Origin of the sequence: Umezawaea beigongshangensis (assembly GCF_016464305.1) — a bacterium.
GTDB lineage: Bacteria > Actinomycetota > Actinomycetes > Mycobacteriales > Pseudonocardiaceae > Umezawaea_A > Umezawaea_A beigongshangensis.
Window position 1 is genome coordinate 1 of sequence record NZ_JAEIOJ010000026.1, and the last position, 14107, is coordinate 14107.

Here is a 14107-nt window from a genome sequence, read left to right on the forward strand (position 1 = left end):
GGTGTGGGAGAGTAGGTCACCGCCGGACAATCATTCCCTCTGGGGGACTCCATTCGTGGAGTCCCCCAGAGGGCTTTGTGCGTTCATCCGAGTACGTCGCCGTGCACTGGTCCGCGTCACCCGCTTGCTGCGATCCTCGACGACCGGTCATGGCGGCGTCAGTCGTTTGCGTCCGTACGGGCACTGCTTTCGTGCGTGCGGGTGATGACCAGAACGTCCTCCCGATGTGTTGCCTACCGTCCTTCTCGTGGAGACGAGGCGACGTGGCACCGGGGAGGAGGTCGGGTTGATCTCGTGGCGGCGGAAGAGGGGCAGGCACGCTCGTGACGACGCACCCGTACCCGCCCCGTCCACCCTGCTACCGGCCCTGTTGGGCCTGCTTCTGCTCGTCGTCCTGGTGCTGCTGGTCCTCACCTACGTCTAGCGGGACTGGAGAGCGTCCACGGCGACGGCTTGCGCGATGACGACCCGGCGGTCGATCTGGGGGTCGGCGATCTGGATCAGGTAGTGGTCGCGCAGCCACGTCTTCTTGTCCACGCTGAACACGGGCTGGCCGTTGCGCTGGAAGTCGAAGTGGTACCGGATCGGGAAGGGGAAGTTCTCGATGAACGGGATGAAGTTCCACAGGCGGCGCAGGATCGCGACGCCCGAGTTCCGCTCGCTACCGGTGGCCGTGGCCTGGTTCGGCGAGTCCAGGTGCCAGGTCGAGTTCAGCAGCGACTTGCCGAAGTCCTTGCGGAACAGCCCGATCGGCTGACCGTTGCCGTCGATCACGTCGTAGCCGCTGCCGAGGTCGATCACCTTGCGCGCGCGGAACCCCGCGAGCACCTGGCTCTTGCTGGAGTCGGTGTAGATGGTCACCTGCTCCTTGAAGGCCATCCGCTTCTGCTCGACGAACGCGATGAGCTGCCCCGGCTCGCCCCCGTTGTCGGCGAACACCTCGTACCGGTTCACCATCAGCGTGACCTTCTGGTGCATGTGCAGCACGTTCATGGCCTGTGGGTGCATCGTGATCCCCCTGGGGACTAGTTGACGAAGACGCAGTTTCTCACTCGACCGGGCGAAGATCACCGGTGGGGAAGCGCTTCTCGTTGCGCTCCATCTTGGCGTACGCGGCTTCGACGAGGTCGACGTCCAGCTTGTCGGCCAGCCGCACCAGGTAGTGCACGACGTCGGCGAGCTCGTCGCGGACGTTCCAGGCCAGCTCGGGGTCCTCCATGGCGCGCGTCGCCTCCTCGGGCGTGAGCCACTGGAACAGGTCGGTCAGCTCGCCCACCTCGCCCGACAACGCCATGACGAGGTTCTTCGGCGTGTGGTAGTCGTCCCAGTCGCGCGCGGCGGCGAACCGCCGCAGCGCGTCCCGCAGTTCCAGCAGCTCACTCATGGGAGCACGACTACCACATCCCGCGAGTCGAGCGTTCAGGACGGGACGAGCCGCAGGGCGGGACGAGCGGGCGGGGCGATCGCGCCCGCTCCGGGCAGTGCGGTCACGACGAGGCCGAACAGCAGCCCGTTCAGCTCCTCCACGTCCAGCATCAGCTCCTCCGCGATGCGGCGCGGGGTCGTCCCCGACTCGCGCAGCACGCGCAGGGCCTTGGTCAGCAGCCGCGAACTCTCCCGGTGGGACATCCCGCCGGGTTCGGTGGCACGGCTCAGCTCGGCGCAGATCGACGTGTACTGCTCAGCGGTCAGCAGGCCCAGGTCGCGCAGCCGGTAGGTCAGGGAGAGCGCCGAGACGTGCCAGGTCGCGCGGTGGCCGAGGACCTGCCGGGTCACCGGGCCCCGCGACACCGCGGCGAGCACTCCGGCGCGAGGCATCAGGAACGCGCTGGCGAACGCGTTGGCCTGGCGTTCGGCGTCGAGCGGGTGCGTGCCGGCGTGCAGCACGAGGTGACCCAGCTCGTGAGCGGCGTCGAAGCGGCCGCGCTCCGCCGACGTGACCGGGTTGAGGAAGACGAACGGCGTGCCCGCGTGCCAGAAGGAGAACGCGTCGGCCTCGACGCAGTCCACGGGCAGCGAGAAGACCCGCACGCCGTGCGCCTCCAGCAGGTGCACCAGGTTGGGCGCCGGGTCCGATCCGAGGTTCCAGCGGGCGCGGACCATCTCGGCCGCGGTCTCCGGGTCGGGGTGCTCCAGCGTCGGCACGTCCGGTGGGGGGAGCACGAGCGTCGTCTCCAGCCACCGGTTGAACTCGACGGCCAGCTCACCAGCGGCGACGGCGGACTCGCGGCGCAGCACCGGCAGCTTCGCGGGCGCGCGGAACGCCACCGCGCTCTCCGGCACGCACGCCGCGTCCGGTGCGCGGAGGAACGGTTCCGGGAAGCCCAGCGCGGCGGCCAGCGCCGACGTCGTGCGTGCGGCGGGCTGACGGCGTCCCCGCTCGTAGTCGCCGATGCTGCGAGGACCCACTCCGCTCTTGCGCGCCAGTTCGGCGGCCGTCAGACCGCGACGGCGGCGTGCCAGGGTGAGGCGCGAGGGCGTGAGCATGATCGGGACATTGTGGTCCGCGGTGCCGGCGCCGCGCCAGACGGGTCACCTCTTGAGGACGACGGCGAAGTCGACCTCTCTGGGCGCGTCGGAGAACAGGGGGGGAGCGACCCTCGTGAACTCGACCGGGGGCAGCGGGATGCGGTGCGCCCAGCGGTCGATGACCTGGCCGCGCGGGGTCGGCTCCGGCATGGAGACCTCCCGCAGCACGGTCAGCCCGTCCTCGCGCTGCACCGGGTAGGTGACGAGGAACCACAGCTTCAGGCCGTCGTGCTCGTCGGCGGCGTCGAACAGGCCGAGCTGGTCGTGGTCGTTGTCCCGCATCATCGCGGTGATGGCGGGCCCCTTGGCGTAGTCGCTGCGCAGGGCCGCGCTCACGTCGCCGGTGTTGCGGTTGCCCTGGAGCGTGCCGAGCACGATCGGCTTGTCCGGGTGCCTGACCAGGCCCGCGTTGTACTTGTCCAGCCGCGACCAGCCCTCGGCGACCAGCAGTTCGCGCAGGGAGCCGACGCGGTGGATCCAGTCGAGCAGGCCCGGCCCGTTGGTCGGGCCCAGCTGAGGAGCGGACGAGCGCGCGTTCACCCCGGCCCAGGTCGCCCTGTCCAGGTGGGTCAACCGCAGGCCCAGCTCGGCGAGCTGGGCGTGCACGTCCTGCTCAGCGGTGGGCTGAGCGCTGGTCTCGGACACGTGACCTCCTCCGGTGTGCGTCTCGTCCAGCACCGTACGTCCGCCCACCGACAGTTCCGGTCGTGAGAGGCTGCGGGGCGTGTACCGCCACCTCGATCCGGGGCCGCCTCCGCCCGCGTCGTCGGAGGCGACGGCGCGGGTCATGCGCAGGACGAAGCGCACCGGCACGGCACCGGAGATCGCCCTGCGCAAGGCCCTGCACGCCCGCGGGCTGCGCTTCGTGGTCGACCAGGCCCCACCCGGCACGAACCGTCGTCGCCGCGTCGACGTGCTGCTGCGCGGTGCGAAGATCGCGGTGTTCGTGGACGGCTGCTTCTGGCACTCCTGCCCCGAGCACTCGACCACGCCGAAGGCGAACCGCGAGTGGTGGCAGCGGAAGCTGCTGGGCATCGTGCTGCGCGACCGCGACACCGACGTCCAGCTCGCCGAGGCGGGCTGGCTCGTGGTGCGGGTGTGGGAGCACGAGGCCCCGGCCGACGCGGCGGAGCGCATCCGCGCCCTGGTGCGCTCGCGCATCACGTGATCAGGGTTCACCGGTGCTGGTGAGGCGGTCCACGACGTGCTCGACGTGGTGGTTGGTGGCGTAGGCGCGCCACTGCGTGGCCGATCCGGGACCGATGCCGTCGCGCGCCGCCGCGCGGCCGATCTGGCGGTCGCCCCAGCTGAAGCCGGGACCGGCGAACTCGGGGTGCCGCACGATCAGCTCGCACAGGTCGTGGAACTGGTCGTTGCCGCGGGGGTCGCGGCGGTCGGCGCGCACGGCGAGCCACCGGCGCGCGGCGGCGTAGCGGAGCTGCGGCGGTGCGCCGAACCCGCGTTCCGCGCGGTCGGACACCGGCGGCCAGCCGACGCCGTAGTCGGCGAACGCCACGAGCCGGTCGAGCCTCGGGTGGGCGCGGAACTCGCTCCACAGCGCCGTTTCCCGCCGCGGCAGCTCGGTGAGGACGTCGAACTCCAGTCCGCTCAGGTCGCGGGGGAAGGCGCCGCCGGCGACGGCGAGGGTGCGCCAGTGCGAGGTCTTCTCCGTCAGCGCGGTCAGCAGCCGGTGCGCCCGCCGGGCGAGCGCGCGCACGTTCCGCGTCGCGTCGAGCGTGCCGCAGTCCACGACCAGGTCGACCGCGGGCGGTCGCACGCCGACGATCGTCATGAGCTGCCGCAGCGCGAGCACGAGATCGGGCGTGTCCTCCAGCAGGTCGTCGACGGTGAGACGCACGCAGAGCCCGTGGCGCAGCGACGACGTGGCGGCAGCGGTGCTGTTCACCACGTCGTCGTCGGCGGTGAGCCGGATCGCAGGCACGGTGCGCACCCGCAGCACCCGGCTGGCCTCGACGAGCTCGCCGCACAGCTTGGCGCCGTCGAGCCCGTGCGCGAACGGACCGAGGTCGACGACGACGCGCTCGTCGGTACCCCAGTGCTGCGCGAGCTTGGAGACGACCCGCGTCACGTCCGGCGCGGTGGGCGGCGGGTCGTCCCGCGTGGCGAACGGCAGCACGACCTCGATCAGCGGCGTGACGCACGCGGAGGTGCGCGCCGAGAGGTGACCGAGCGAGACGAACTCGCCCTCCCTGCTCTTGAGCAGCGGCACGTACACGCAGTCGCTCACCAGGACGACCTCCCCGCGGTCGCGCGATCCCCGTCGATCACAGCTCTCGGCGGCGACCGCCGACAAGGGCCGATCGAGTGGACCCGCTGCTCCGATCAGCGAGGTCAGCGCGCCATGAGGGTCAGGTACTCCTGCGTCTCGGGATCGGTGGAGCACACGCAGACCCCACGCATGCCGCGGGTGAGCAGCACCTTGTAGGTGTTGCGGACGAGTCGCTGGAAGTGAGGCTCGTCCGCCTTCTTCACCGCCGGGTCGTGGGACTCCTGCCGTCTGGCCACCCACTCCCCGTCACGCCGCACGAAGTCGGGGCCGAAGATCACGCCCGCCCAGTCGTACTCGAACCCCTGCGCCGTGTAGACGCAACCGACCTGACCGAAGCCACGCCGATCGCTGGCCCAGTAGTGGGACTCGGGGGCGTCGGGCACCTTCTTGTCGGGCTTGGCGTTCCAGGGGCGTTCCCAGTCCCCGATCCGCACATCGGGCACGAGCACCTTCGTGCCGTCGACGGTCACCGGGTCGCTCCACCGCCAGCAGTACCCGGCGGCGATGCGAGCGGTGCCCCCGTGCTCGCTCTGCCGGGACAGCAGCCACGACTCCATCTCGCGCGGCGACTCGGCGCTGCGCACCACGAAGTCCTCGTCGTCACGGGTGACCACTGACGACCACGGCAGGGCCGGCCGTCGACCGATCCCCAGCAGTCCGGCACCCCAGGTGTCGAAGAACTCCGACCCGCCGCACCGGTACTGGCCCGCCAGCCGCACGACCTTCACGTCGCACCCCACCGCCTCGGCGGCTGCGGTGATCTCCCCGACCGATCCCATCTCGCCAGGACGCACGACCTGGTGCTCGTCGAGCAGGAACACGGGCACCCACGCCGCCTCGATCAGCTCCTGCACCTGCCGTCGTGCGCGTGCGCGGGCCTCCTTGCGCGTGTAGCGGTTGACACTCGTCTCGCGGATGCGGTGCGCCTCGTCGCAGATCAGGACGTGCAGCCCGCGCGCCTCGGCCTCCATGAAGTCGTTGAAGTACTTGAACATCGCCCGCACTCGCGGCGCGCGTTCCCCGGCCACCTTGCGCAGGGTGTTGGTGAACGCGCTGGATCCGGTGGCGTGGTAGGCCGTGAGTCCGCGGCGGGCGAGGTCGCCGAGCAGGCTCAGCGCGATCACGCTCTTGCCGGAGCCCGGCCCGCCGATCACCACGACGGCCGTTCTCCGGTTCGCCGTGCGCGCCTGCTCGACGGCCTGGAGCACCAGGCTGAACGCGACCTGCTGCTCGTCGAGCAGCACGAACTGCTCCTGGTCCCGGATCTCCTTCGCCGCGAGGTTCATCAGCGGCTTGGACGGTGCGTGGTGGAAGTTCAGCAGATCTTCGGCGGCCTTGGACGAGGCGTCTCGCGTGGCCGGATCGCTGTCGAGGAGCGTGCGCAGGCGATCGGCCAGCTTCGACTTGGAGTCCATCGTGTAGAGCTGGCCGTACTCGTCCATCTGGTACTCGGAGATGCGCCAGACCCCGGCGTTGCCGGCGTTGTGCAGATAGGCGAGTCCGTGCACGGACCCGGGCCGCTCGGCCAGGGCGGGCGTGGCGTCGACGAGGTACTCGCAGTAGCGACGCACCTGTTCGACGGGGTGAAGAACGGGCTCGGGGTACTGGGGAACCCGCACCAGATCGCCACCGGCGGGCTCGGCCGACGACCACTGCTTCAGTTCGACCAGCACGTACGACGGGGTGCCGTGTTTCGGCTCGACACCGCACAGCACCACGTCCACCCGCTTGGGGTTGTGCGGCAGCTTGTGCTCCAGGAGGACTTCGACGTGCCCGAGCCCGGCGTCGACGAGATCGGTGAGGAAGGCGGGCAGGCTGTTCTGCCACGACCGCACCTCGGCGGCCCCCACACCGGTGTCGAACTGGATCCGGGCCTGTTCCTCGAGCAGTGTGTGCAGCGAATCGGCTGTCGAGAGCAGGTCCTGAGCACGGCGGCGTACGAGAGCCACTGGTAGTTCCCCCACTTGAGCACGCGGAATACACGTGCGGGTGGGGGCAGCGGCGAGGTGATGTGCTCACGCTCGGTGCCCGTCGGGCCGCAGATCGAGGGTAGCGCCTCCGTCGTGGGGGCGGACGGATGGTTCGGACAGAAAGACGACGCGCGGGGCCGGTCCTCTCGTTCAGCGCGTCCTCAGCCCGTTGACGAAGGCCCGGAACACGGGTCTGCCGATCACGAGCTGATCCCCGTCGGGGCTCTTGAGGTTTCGTACGGTGACTTCCTGCGAAGCGACAGCGACTTCGACGTAGTTGGCGTCACCGCTGAGACTGCTCTTGTGGAACTGTGTCGGTGCGGTCATCCGCGCTCCACCTCCCTCTCCTCCGAGGTCGTGCGCTATGGACGCCATGAGCCGTGTCGAGCCCTGGATGAGCGATGACGCTCGTCGGACGCGGATCGACACCTTCGGACGCTCGCTGAGTGACATCAGGTGCCGAACCTGCCTGGTCATGACCTCCCGACCGCCTGTCGGCAAGCACGGTCTCGATGCGCTGCTGCGACGGCATCTTGCGATGCTCCTGGTCTCCGTGCAGACAGGTGATGATCCGGACGTGGCTCGGCTCGCCAGATCGGAGACCCGTCGGTTGATCGGTGCGGTGACCGTGAGTCTGCGTTCACACGCGCTCGACGCTGTGGGCACCTGCACGAAGTGCGGAGCGAAAGAGTGCTCGCTGCGCAACGAGATCAGCCTCGCGCTGCTGCCCGCACGACCACGCTTTCCCGTGGACAGCGGTTGGTCCGAGCGTTCTCCCTACTCCTGTTCTCCGGAGGTGCCACGTGCTGATCGGCCGACAGGGTGCTGGTGCCTTCTCTGAACCGCTCAACCGCACGGCACTCGCTTTCCCGGTTCAGCGGGGAGCGTTGCACACGTGGCTCGCCGCACCAGATGGGCAGAAGTGGCAAGTCGCCTCGCAGGCCGTGGACTTCCTGTTCGAGGTGCGCCTGCGAGCGAAACCCCGGAGCGGCGCGTGACGACGTGGGACGACCGGCCGATGATCGTTCTCCCCGTGGTCGTGTGCTCGAACTGCGAAGCCGATCGACACCACCGGTTGGAGCACGGTGCGTCGACCGAGTACGGCGATCTCGTGCGCCGGCACTGCTCGTGCTGCTCCTGCACCACCCGCGAGGTGTGACTGCGTCACCCCCGCTGGGCACAACGACACCACTGCTGATCGAGGAAACGCCGTGGCTCAGCGCCGACCGACGCTCCGCTTCCAGTACCTGCGCGGCCTCGGCGCGCACCTGCTCGCCCCGCGCGACAGTCGAGGTGTTGATCGCCACAACTGAACAGGCAGCACGGGCTGAAACCCTGCTTCCTCAGCACGGTCGAACGTGGCCTGCGCGGCCCGTCGCCAGAACGGCTGATCGTGCTGTGCGACCTCTACGGGGTGGACGTCTTCTACGTGCTGCTCACCGTCGCGCAACAGTACCGAGCTGAACGGTTGTCACCGCACGACGGCGAGTACCACTTCGCATCGCCGGAACTGCGCCTGCTCGACGCGCTGGCGATCTACGCGGGTTTCCCGGAGCACCGGTTGCCCGCTGGGCCGGTGCTGTCCCCCGCAGTGGTCGATCGTCAGCCGATCCCGCCCGTGTTCGCCGTATCCGAAAGCGGGACCCGCGTGCCTGATACCGACAAGTCTCCGCTGAAGACGGCCATGTCCGAACTGGTGGCGAACCAGACCTACCAGGAGGAGGCGGAGGTCGACGGTGAGGACGAGTAGCGGTGAATTACTTGGTCAGGTTCTCCATGGCCGCTTCGGCGACTTGCCGGGCACCGTCGCAGGGCTTGGGGAACCTGTCTGCGAAGCTGGGGCTGATTTCGAATCCAGCGTAGAGGTACTGCCCGTTGGCGACGTCCACGGCGATGTCGCAGGCGACCTCGTCGGTGGGGAGGGTGACGGTGATGGCGGGGTACCCTGCTATCGGTTCGATTTCGGAGGCTTGTCCCTTGCGTTTCCCGCTTGTCCACGCCTCAATGCCCTCGGTGACCACGGTCGTGATCGACCAGAAAGCGCCGTTAGCGTTGAAGTTGCAACTGGGAGACTTGAACGTTGGTTCGGTTATTGGCTTCGGTGCAGTCGTTTTGCCAATTTCATTCAATTGTTCAGCGGTCATGAGCAGGCACGGATCTTCTTCATCGAGACGGATTTCGTTTGGTCGAACTGTCGGCGGCTCGGTGGAAGTTGACATTGTGTTCGTGTTGGTGGCAGGTGTGGCCGTACCGCCTTCCGGATTGCTGCAGGAGGTGCTGAAGATGAGCAGGGCGAGTCCGGTCACTGTAGCGGGAAGGGGGCGATGCATGTCAGAGATTCCCTTTGATTCGATGCAAACTGCTTTGAGATTTGTCATCGGTAAGCTTGTAGGTGTGGACTGCGTTCTCCAATGCTGTGATGGTCAGGGTTAGTTGCTCGACAAATTGTCGAGTCACCTCGATTGCGGTGTCGGCGTTTTCGGAGAAGTCAACTGCTGCGTCCTGTGACACTTCGTCTAATGCTAGAGGTTGTGCGCGCAGAGCAGCGCGATTTACAACAATGAAGCTGGAGATGCTGTCGCGCACCGCCTCCAGCCTCGTCTTCAGGGCCAGTACCTTCTCCGGTTCCACGCGCATGGTCACCGGGCCTGCGGCGGGTGCGCCGCCGCCCTCGCCGGTCACGCCTTGCAAGAATGGCATTGATCTTTCCCCTCCTGGCTCACCGTGGTGCCGCAGTGTGAGCGAGCAGTTCTGTCAGTGCTTGTGTCAGTCGCTGGTGATCGGCCGGGGCCAGGGTCGACCAGGCGCGGCCGTCGCCCGAGGGGCGGCGGGTGAACTGCCAGCGGCCCTCGGGGGTGTCGTAGAACGACACGACGTACTGGCCCCGTTTGCGCGGGCCGGGGGCGCCGTTGCCGGCCTGGCGCACCGCCGCGCCGAACTGGCCCATCCGGACCACGTTGCCGAGCACGCTGCCGACCTTCTGCGCGTCCGGCCACGTCATGCCGCCGTCGCGCAGCACCGTCTCCATCCTGGCCGCCGACTCCCCGGCCGCCGCGGCTGCCTTGTCCAGCAGGTCCGACGGGATGCTGATCGAACGCGATCTGGGCGACTGGTGCGGTGGCAGCAGACCGACGACGCTGCTGGCGAGCGTGCTCTCGTCGACCGTCTCCAGGGTCAGGTTCTCCTTCGTCAGCACGGCCACGGCGGCGAACCTGCCTCGGGCCGCTCCGAGGGCGCGCACCCTCGGGCCGTGCTGGTCCAGGCGCAGGCGGGCGTCCACCTCGCGCTCCGGGCGGGCCAGCAGCCGGAACACCCGTTCCAGCCCGCCGTCCAGTTCGGTGCGGTTCACCAGGCCCTTGGCCGCGAGCGAGCGCCACGCGCCGTGCAGCAGTTCACGGCGCTCGTCGGTGGTGTGGCCGTGCCCGTTGATCGTGAGCACGGTGGGGTGGGTGCCGAGCTGGAGCTGGTCCCAGCAGAGGTCGTACTCCAGCCGGGTGAGGACGTACCTGGTCACCGTTCGAAGTCCCCGATCACCGGAGGCGCGACCAGGGTGTCGTTCTCGCCCCAGATGTCGTCGATCTCCTGCAGGTACGCGGCTGCCTTGTGCTCGGTGTCCTCGTCGCCCTGTCCCCTCTGCGGACCTGCGGCCACACCGGGCGCCCCCGGAGAACCCGCTCCGCCGCGGCTCGTCGCGCCCGGTGCTCCGGAGCGGCCGGTCGTGTGGGAGTCCCCGCCGGGAGCACCGACTCCGGGAGCACCGACTCCGGGGGTGATGCCGCGTCCGGGCTGCTGACCCGGGAACTGTCCGGGGACTCCCGGACGGGTGCCCGATCCGGTGCTGCCGGTGCCGCGAGCGCCACCGAGCGCGCTGTTCGGCACGCGAGAACCACCGGGGGAGTGCGTGCCGGGAGGAGCACCGGGACTCCGGGTGCCCAGCAGTCCCGGACCGGACAGGGGGCTCTGGTGCGGAGGTGGCGTCGGGCCGCCGGGAGGGGGCACGACCGGAGCGGGGGGCGGGGTCTGCTGGGGCAGCGTCGTGCCGGTCGTGCCGGTCGTGCCGGTCGTGCTCGTCGTGTCGCCCGGTGTGGAGTCCCGGCGTTCGGGATCTCCGGCGTCGGAGGTTCCCGCGGTGGCGTCGTCCCGCTGCTGCTGCGTCGGAACGGTCTGCCGCTGATCGGTCTGGACGGACGCGGTCGACGGGTCGAGGCCGCGGCTGTTCCTGTTGTACGCCTCGTCGTACCTGTCGATGTTCTGCTGCTGCTCGGTCGACACGAGGGTCTCCGGCTCCACCACCTGCGTCACGACCTGCGGCGGCGGGGTGAAGACACCGACGCTGAAGACCGCGGACGACGCGCCGCTCTGGTAGCTGTTCATCACCTGCACGGCTGCCGCCTTGGCCGCGTTGGCGCGACCCTCCTCGACGTCCTGGTCGGTCTGACCGCCGACCAGGTGCGTCAGGCCGGCGGGGATGCCGAGGAAGTCGTCGTTCGCGGTCGAGGACACCACGATCGGTTCGGGCATCTCGGTCCGCGCGCTCGTGTAGTGGCTCTGCTGCGCCTGCACGGAGTGGTGCGTCGCCACGCCAGCCGCGCGCGCGTCCTCGGCCCACTGCACCAGCGGCGCCGCGGCTCCGGTGAACGACTCGCCCGCGGTGCCCTCCCAGACCGCCCCCGAGTCGATCACCGCTTGCTGGACCTCGGCCTTCGCGTTGCCCATCACCGCGCGGAAGCTGTTCCAGGCGTCGTCGGTGGCCTGCGCCGCGAAAGCGGTCTGCACCGATCGCCCGACGCCGGACAGGAGGCCTCCCTCCGTGCCCCGGATCTTGTCGTAGAGGGCTTCGTGCGATTGCGCGTTGAAGTTGTAGTTGTAGCCGCCCATGGTTCTTCCCCCCCTTGCGCCGCATCTGCTTCGTCGGTCCTGCGACCGTGCTCACCGCTCGTCGTCCCCCGCCGAGCGCCCGCCCCGCACATCGTCGTAGCGGAACGTGGTGATGTTCGCACGCGCAGTCAACGATGATCTTTCGGGGCCGTCAACCGGAATGACGGAACTGTGCCGGAGAGGATGCACGCATCTCATTCGACCGGACGTCCCGGTAAACGGTCCGCGGGTGTTCCCGCGCTCGCCGCGCTCCGCAGCAGGGCGTCGGTGACCCGCACGGTGCGCGCCTGCCAGGCGCGCAGCTCACCGAGCGTCGGCACCAGCTCGTAGTCCTGGTGGTGCGCCACCCGGCACAGCGAGTACCAGAGGTCCGCGGCGGCGCGGGCGACGTCCGCGTCCACGTACTTCGGCAGCGTCAGCAGCAGGGCGCGCATCGACCGGCTGCCGCCGTAGCGCGCTCGGCCGACCGCGCCCACCGCGCGCTCCAGGGCGATGCGCACGGATGCGCCCGAACGTGGAGTCGTTGCACGACCGTGCCCTTTTATTGGAGCCGACGGTAAAGCGATTAATCTGATGGAGACGATGCCGGTAGACGAAGAACCGCACACGTGCGGTCTTTGTCCGGTGAGTGTGCTCGCTCGTTCACGTCCGGCCGACGGAGGTGGATCACGAGCGAGAACGACTCGGTCGACGGCGTTGAACCTCGCCTCGGCGCGGTCGCGCTCGGTGCACAGCGTCCACGCGGTGTCGGCGATGTCGTCCGGGTCCAGGGTGCGGCTGGCACCGGCATCGGCGCGATCTTCCCGGACAGGGGACCGGGGTCGAGAGCGGTGCCGTCGGCGGCGGGTGCCGACAGCACCGCGTTCTCGCGCCGGATCAGCCCGGCACCTGGAATCCCCTGTCCTGCCAGCGCTCCCGCAGATCGCCCGGAACGGTCAGCGCGGTGGACTGGCCGTCGGTGAGCTGGCGGACGTTGAGGCCGAGCAGCATCCGCGCCGACCTGTCGAGCACGCGGCGCGCGACGACGCTGTCGTCCTCGGCCCGTTCCAGCAGCCGCATCATCCGCGCGGCGCCCCGGACGACTCCGCCCCAGCCGCGCGACCGGGGGACGCGCATCCAGTCGGCCACCTCGGGGGCGACCACCTGCCGGATCATCGCCGGAACCACACCGTCGAACGTCCGGCCGGGCATCAGCTTCGCGTAGAGGTCCAGCAGCGCCCTCGTCAGCACGACGCCCTCCTCCGAGGGGGCGTAGGACGCCTCGACGACCGTCCTGCTCAACTCCTCGGCCTCGGCCAGCGTCGTCGGTATCGCGTCCTCGCGGATGCCGAGCAGCGTGCCCGTGACGCGCCAGACGTAGTAGTAGTCCTCGGCTTCGGTCTCGGTGACCGAGATGCCGATGCGCCGCATCCCGTCGATCACCTGCACGGAGAAGATCATCAGGGCGCCGAGGAGGTCCTGCTGGCAGATCGGCACCCCGTCCGCCTCGACGTCCCACCGGCCCGAGCGGGTGATGAAGAACCGCACGGCCGCGTGGATGAGGCGCGTCTTCTGGATCGTCGGGACGAACGAGCCGCCGGTGCCGAACTGGTCGGGCCCCATCATGTTCAGCACGAACTGCGAGGTCTCCGACAGCCGCCGCTGCGGTTGAGCGAGCCCGTGTGTCAGGGCCAGCACCTTCGACGGCCGTGGTTGCGCGTAGCAGTTGACCATGGCGCCGAACGACAGCACGGAGGCGACGTGCATGCCGTCGTCCAGGAAGAACTCGTGCGCCCTGGCGAGCCGTGACGCGTCCGTCCACGCGGGAGGGGCGTCCGTGGCGATCAGGTAGCGGCGGACCACGTCCGGAAGGTGCTCGGGAACGGGCTGGTCGTTGGAGCGGAACTCGGCCAGCACCTCGTTGACCTGCTGGATCGACCCCTCGGAGACCAGTTCCGCGATCACCTCGTCGGCGAGCGGGTCTCCCTCGTGCTTCAGCGATTCCAGGAATTGCAGACGATCGTTCATCCGGCCGGGCTCCTCGCGTCCTCGTGGGTCGCGATGGTCTCGGAGAAGCGTCGGAATTCTCTCCTGATCTGCCGCTTCATCAGCCGATCTGGTCGCATTCTTACTCGATCGTGTGATCTTTTCGGAGGGGTGTAGCTGCTCCGCGCCGGGAGGGCCGCGGGCGCTGTCGGTGGGGCGTGGTGTGATCTGGACCGGTGACACTGCTCCGAACGGAGCAATTGTCCGCGAGGTGGGAGCCGGCACCTCGACGGGCGCGTCATGGTGTCGAGTGTCGTGACGAGGGGGACGAGATCGTGACCAATCCGTTGGTGGCGCAGGCGCCGGGTGAGCCGGGTGGTCTGGTGAACGCCGGTACCGGGGACAACGGGTGGGCGTCGGGGATCTCGATCGCCGAGTCGGCGATGGACACGTGGAACGGGTTCAAGGAGGGCAG

The 14107-nt window shown here is 69.2% G+C and carries 17 protein-coding genes; 4 read left to right on the forward strand and 13 right to left on the reverse strand.

What is annotated here, in order from left to right; translation table 11 throughout:
• The first annotated feature begins 247 nt into the window (after window positions 1-247).
• Window positions 248-424 carry a hypothetical protein gene (locus IMZ35_RS29915; protein WP_199444576.1) on the forward strand — a complete coding sequence of 59 codons (177 nt, stop codon included), beginning with the start codon at window positions 248-250 and terminating at the stop codon, window positions 422-424.
• Here IMZ35_RS29915 and IMZ35_RS29920 read toward each other — a convergent pair.
• From IMZ35_RS29920 to IMZ35_RS29935, 4 genes are read right to left on the reverse strand one after another with little or no spacing between them, the layout of a single operon-like run.
• On the reverse strand, window positions 421-1008 hold the full coding sequence (locus IMZ35_RS29920; RefSeq protein ID WP_199444577.1) for an LURP-one-related family protein: 588 nt from the start codon (window positions 1006-1008) through the stop codon (window positions 421-423). The genes IMZ35_RS29915 and IMZ35_RS29920 overlap by 4 nt on opposite strands.
• A 40-nt stretch (window positions 1009-1048) precedes the next feature.
• Entirely contained in the window at window positions 1049-1384 is a 336-nt protein-coding gene (locus IMZ35_RS29925) for a nucleotide pyrophosphohydrolase (RefSeq protein WP_199444578.1), read from the reverse strand.
• Window positions 1385-1419: 35 nt separating this feature from the next.
• Window positions 1420-2487 carry an ImmA/IrrE family metallo-endopeptidase gene (locus IMZ35_RS29930; RefSeq protein ID WP_199444579.1) on the reverse strand — a complete coding sequence of 356 codons (1068 nt, stop codon included), beginning with the start codon at window positions 2485-2487 and terminating at the stop codon, window positions 1420-1422.
• 45 nt (window positions 2488-2532) lie between these two features.
• Window positions 2533-3174 carry a hypothetical protein gene (locus tag IMZ35_RS29935; protein ID WP_199444580.1) on the reverse strand — a complete coding sequence of 214 codons (642 nt, stop codon included), beginning with the start codon at window positions 3172-3174 and terminating at the stop codon, window positions 2533-2535.
• A 79-nt stretch (window positions 3175-3253) separates the two neighbouring features.
• Here IMZ35_RS29935 and IMZ35_RS29940 point away from each other — a divergent pair, with 79 nt between their 5' ends.
• Window positions 3254-3697 carry a very short patch repair endonuclease gene (locus IMZ35_RS29940; RefSeq protein ID WP_307869030.1) on the forward strand — a complete coding sequence of 148 codons (444 nt, stop codon included), beginning with the start codon at window positions 3254-3256 and terminating at the stop codon, window positions 3695-3697.
• Here the strand turns inward: IMZ35_RS29940 and IMZ35_RS29945 are convergent, their stop codons facing one another.
• From IMZ35_RS29945 to IMZ35_RS32200, 3 genes are all read right to left on the reverse strand, one after another.
• Window positions 3698-4777 carry a beta family protein gene (locus IMZ35_RS29945; protein WP_199444581.1) on the reverse strand — a complete coding sequence of 360 codons (1080 nt, stop codon included), beginning with the start codon at window positions 4775-4777 and terminating at the stop codon, window positions 3698-3700.
• A gap of 104 nt (window positions 4778-4881) precedes the next feature.
• The gene (locus tag IMZ35_RS29950; protein ID WP_199444582.1) at window positions 4882-6768 is read right to left on the reverse strand and encodes a DUF2075 domain-containing protein; all 1887 of its coding nucleotides are present in this window, start codon (window positions 6766-6768) and stop codon (window positions 4882-4884) included.
• Between the two features lie 171 nt (window positions 6769-6939).
• Complete coding sequence (locus IMZ35_RS32200) at window positions 6940-7266, reverse strand: DUF397 domain-containing protein (protein WP_368857035.1); 327 nt, start codon at window positions 7264-7266, stop codon at window positions 6940-6942.
• Here IMZ35_RS32200 and IMZ35_RS29960 point away from each other — a divergent pair.
• Together IMZ35_RS29960 and IMZ35_RS29965 are read left to right on the forward strand one after the other, a co-directional pair.
• A complete protein-coding gene (locus IMZ35_RS29960) occupies window positions 7154-7630 on the forward strand; it encodes a hypothetical protein (protein ID WP_199444584.1) in 477 nt (158 codons plus the stop codon). The genes IMZ35_RS32200 and IMZ35_RS29960 overlap by 113 nt on opposite strands.
• 573 nt (window positions 7631-8203) lie before the next feature.
• Window positions 8204-8539, forward strand: a complete 336-nt coding sequence (locus tag IMZ35_RS29965) for a hypothetical protein (RefSeq protein WP_199444585.1) — start codon at window positions 8204-8206, stop codon at window positions 8537-8539.
• Window positions 8540-8546: 7 nt separating this feature from the next.
• Here IMZ35_RS29965 and IMZ35_RS29970 read toward each other — a convergent pair whose 3' ends face one another.
• From IMZ35_RS29970 to IMZ35_RS29995, 6 genes are all read right to left on the reverse strand, one after another.
• The gene (locus IMZ35_RS29970; protein WP_199444586.1) at window positions 8547-9095 is read right to left on the reverse strand and encodes a DUF3558 domain-containing protein; all 549 of its coding nucleotides are present in this window, start codon (window positions 9093-9095) and stop codon (window positions 8547-8549) included.
• A gap of 25 nt (window positions 9096-9120) precedes the next feature.
• Window positions 9121-9471, reverse strand: a complete 351-nt coding sequence (locus IMZ35_RS29975; protein ID WP_199444587.1) for a PE domain-containing protein — start codon at window positions 9469-9471, stop codon at window positions 9121-9123.
• Window positions 9472-9508: 37 nt separating this feature from the next.
• Window positions 9509-10303: an ESX secretion-associated protein EspG gene (locus IMZ35_RS29980; protein ID WP_199444588.1), complete on the reverse strand. Its 795-nt coding sequence runs from the start codon at window positions 10301-10303 to the stop codon at window positions 9509-9511.
• Window positions 10300-11667 (reverse strand): PPE domain-containing protein, encoded by a 1368-nt coding sequence (locus IMZ35_RS29985; RefSeq protein WP_199444589.1) that lies wholly within the window; start codon window positions 11665-11667, stop codon window positions 10300-10302. Before IMZ35_RS29985 ends, IMZ35_RS29980 begins: the two co-directional genes overlap by 4 nt.
• Window positions 11668-11861: 194 nt before the next feature.
• Complete coding sequence (locus tag IMZ35_RS29990; RefSeq protein WP_199444590.1) at window positions 11862-12167, reverse strand: hypothetical protein; 306 nt, start codon at window positions 12165-12167, stop codon at window positions 11862-11864.
• Window positions 12168-12543: 376 nt separating this feature from the next.
• Window positions 12544-13674 carry an oxygenase MpaB family protein gene (locus IMZ35_RS29995; protein ID WP_199444591.1) on the reverse strand — a complete coding sequence of 377 codons (1131 nt, stop codon included), beginning with the start codon at window positions 13672-13674 and terminating at the stop codon, window positions 12544-12546.
• Between the last annotated feature and the right edge of the window lie 433 nt (window positions 13675-14107).

Excerpts from the sequence above, each read along its gene's own strand:
- IMZ35_RS29960 (WP_199444584.1), top strand. The coding sequence starts at position 7,154 with ATGGACGCCATGAGCCGTGTCGAGCCCTGGATGAGCGATGACGCTCGT.
- IMZ35_RS29920 (WP_199444577.1), bottom strand. The coding sequence starts at position 1,008 with ATGCACCCACAGGCCATGAACGTGCTGCACATGCACCAGAAGGTCACG.
- IMZ35_RS29985 (WP_199444589.1), bottom strand. The coding sequence starts at position 11,667 with ATGGGCGGCTACAACTACAACTTCAACGCGCAATCGCACGAAGCCCTC.
- IMZ35_RS29995 (WP_199444591.1), bottom strand. The coding sequence starts at position 13,674 with ATGAACGATCGTCTGCAATTCCTGGAATCGCTGAAGCACGAGGGAGAC.
- IMZ35_RS29930 (WP_199444579.1), bottom strand. The coding sequence starts at position 2,487 with ATGCTCACGCCCTCGCGCCTCACCCTGGCACGCCGCCGTCGCGGTCTG.
- IMZ35_RS32200 (WP_368857035.1), bottom strand. The coding sequence starts at position 7,266 with ATGACCAGGCAGGTTCGGCACCTGATGTCACTCAGCGAGCGTCCGAAG.
- IMZ35_RS29925 (WP_199444578.1), bottom strand. The coding sequence starts at position 1,384 with ATGAGTGAGCTGCTGGAACTGCGGGACGCGCTGCGGCGGTTCGCCGCC.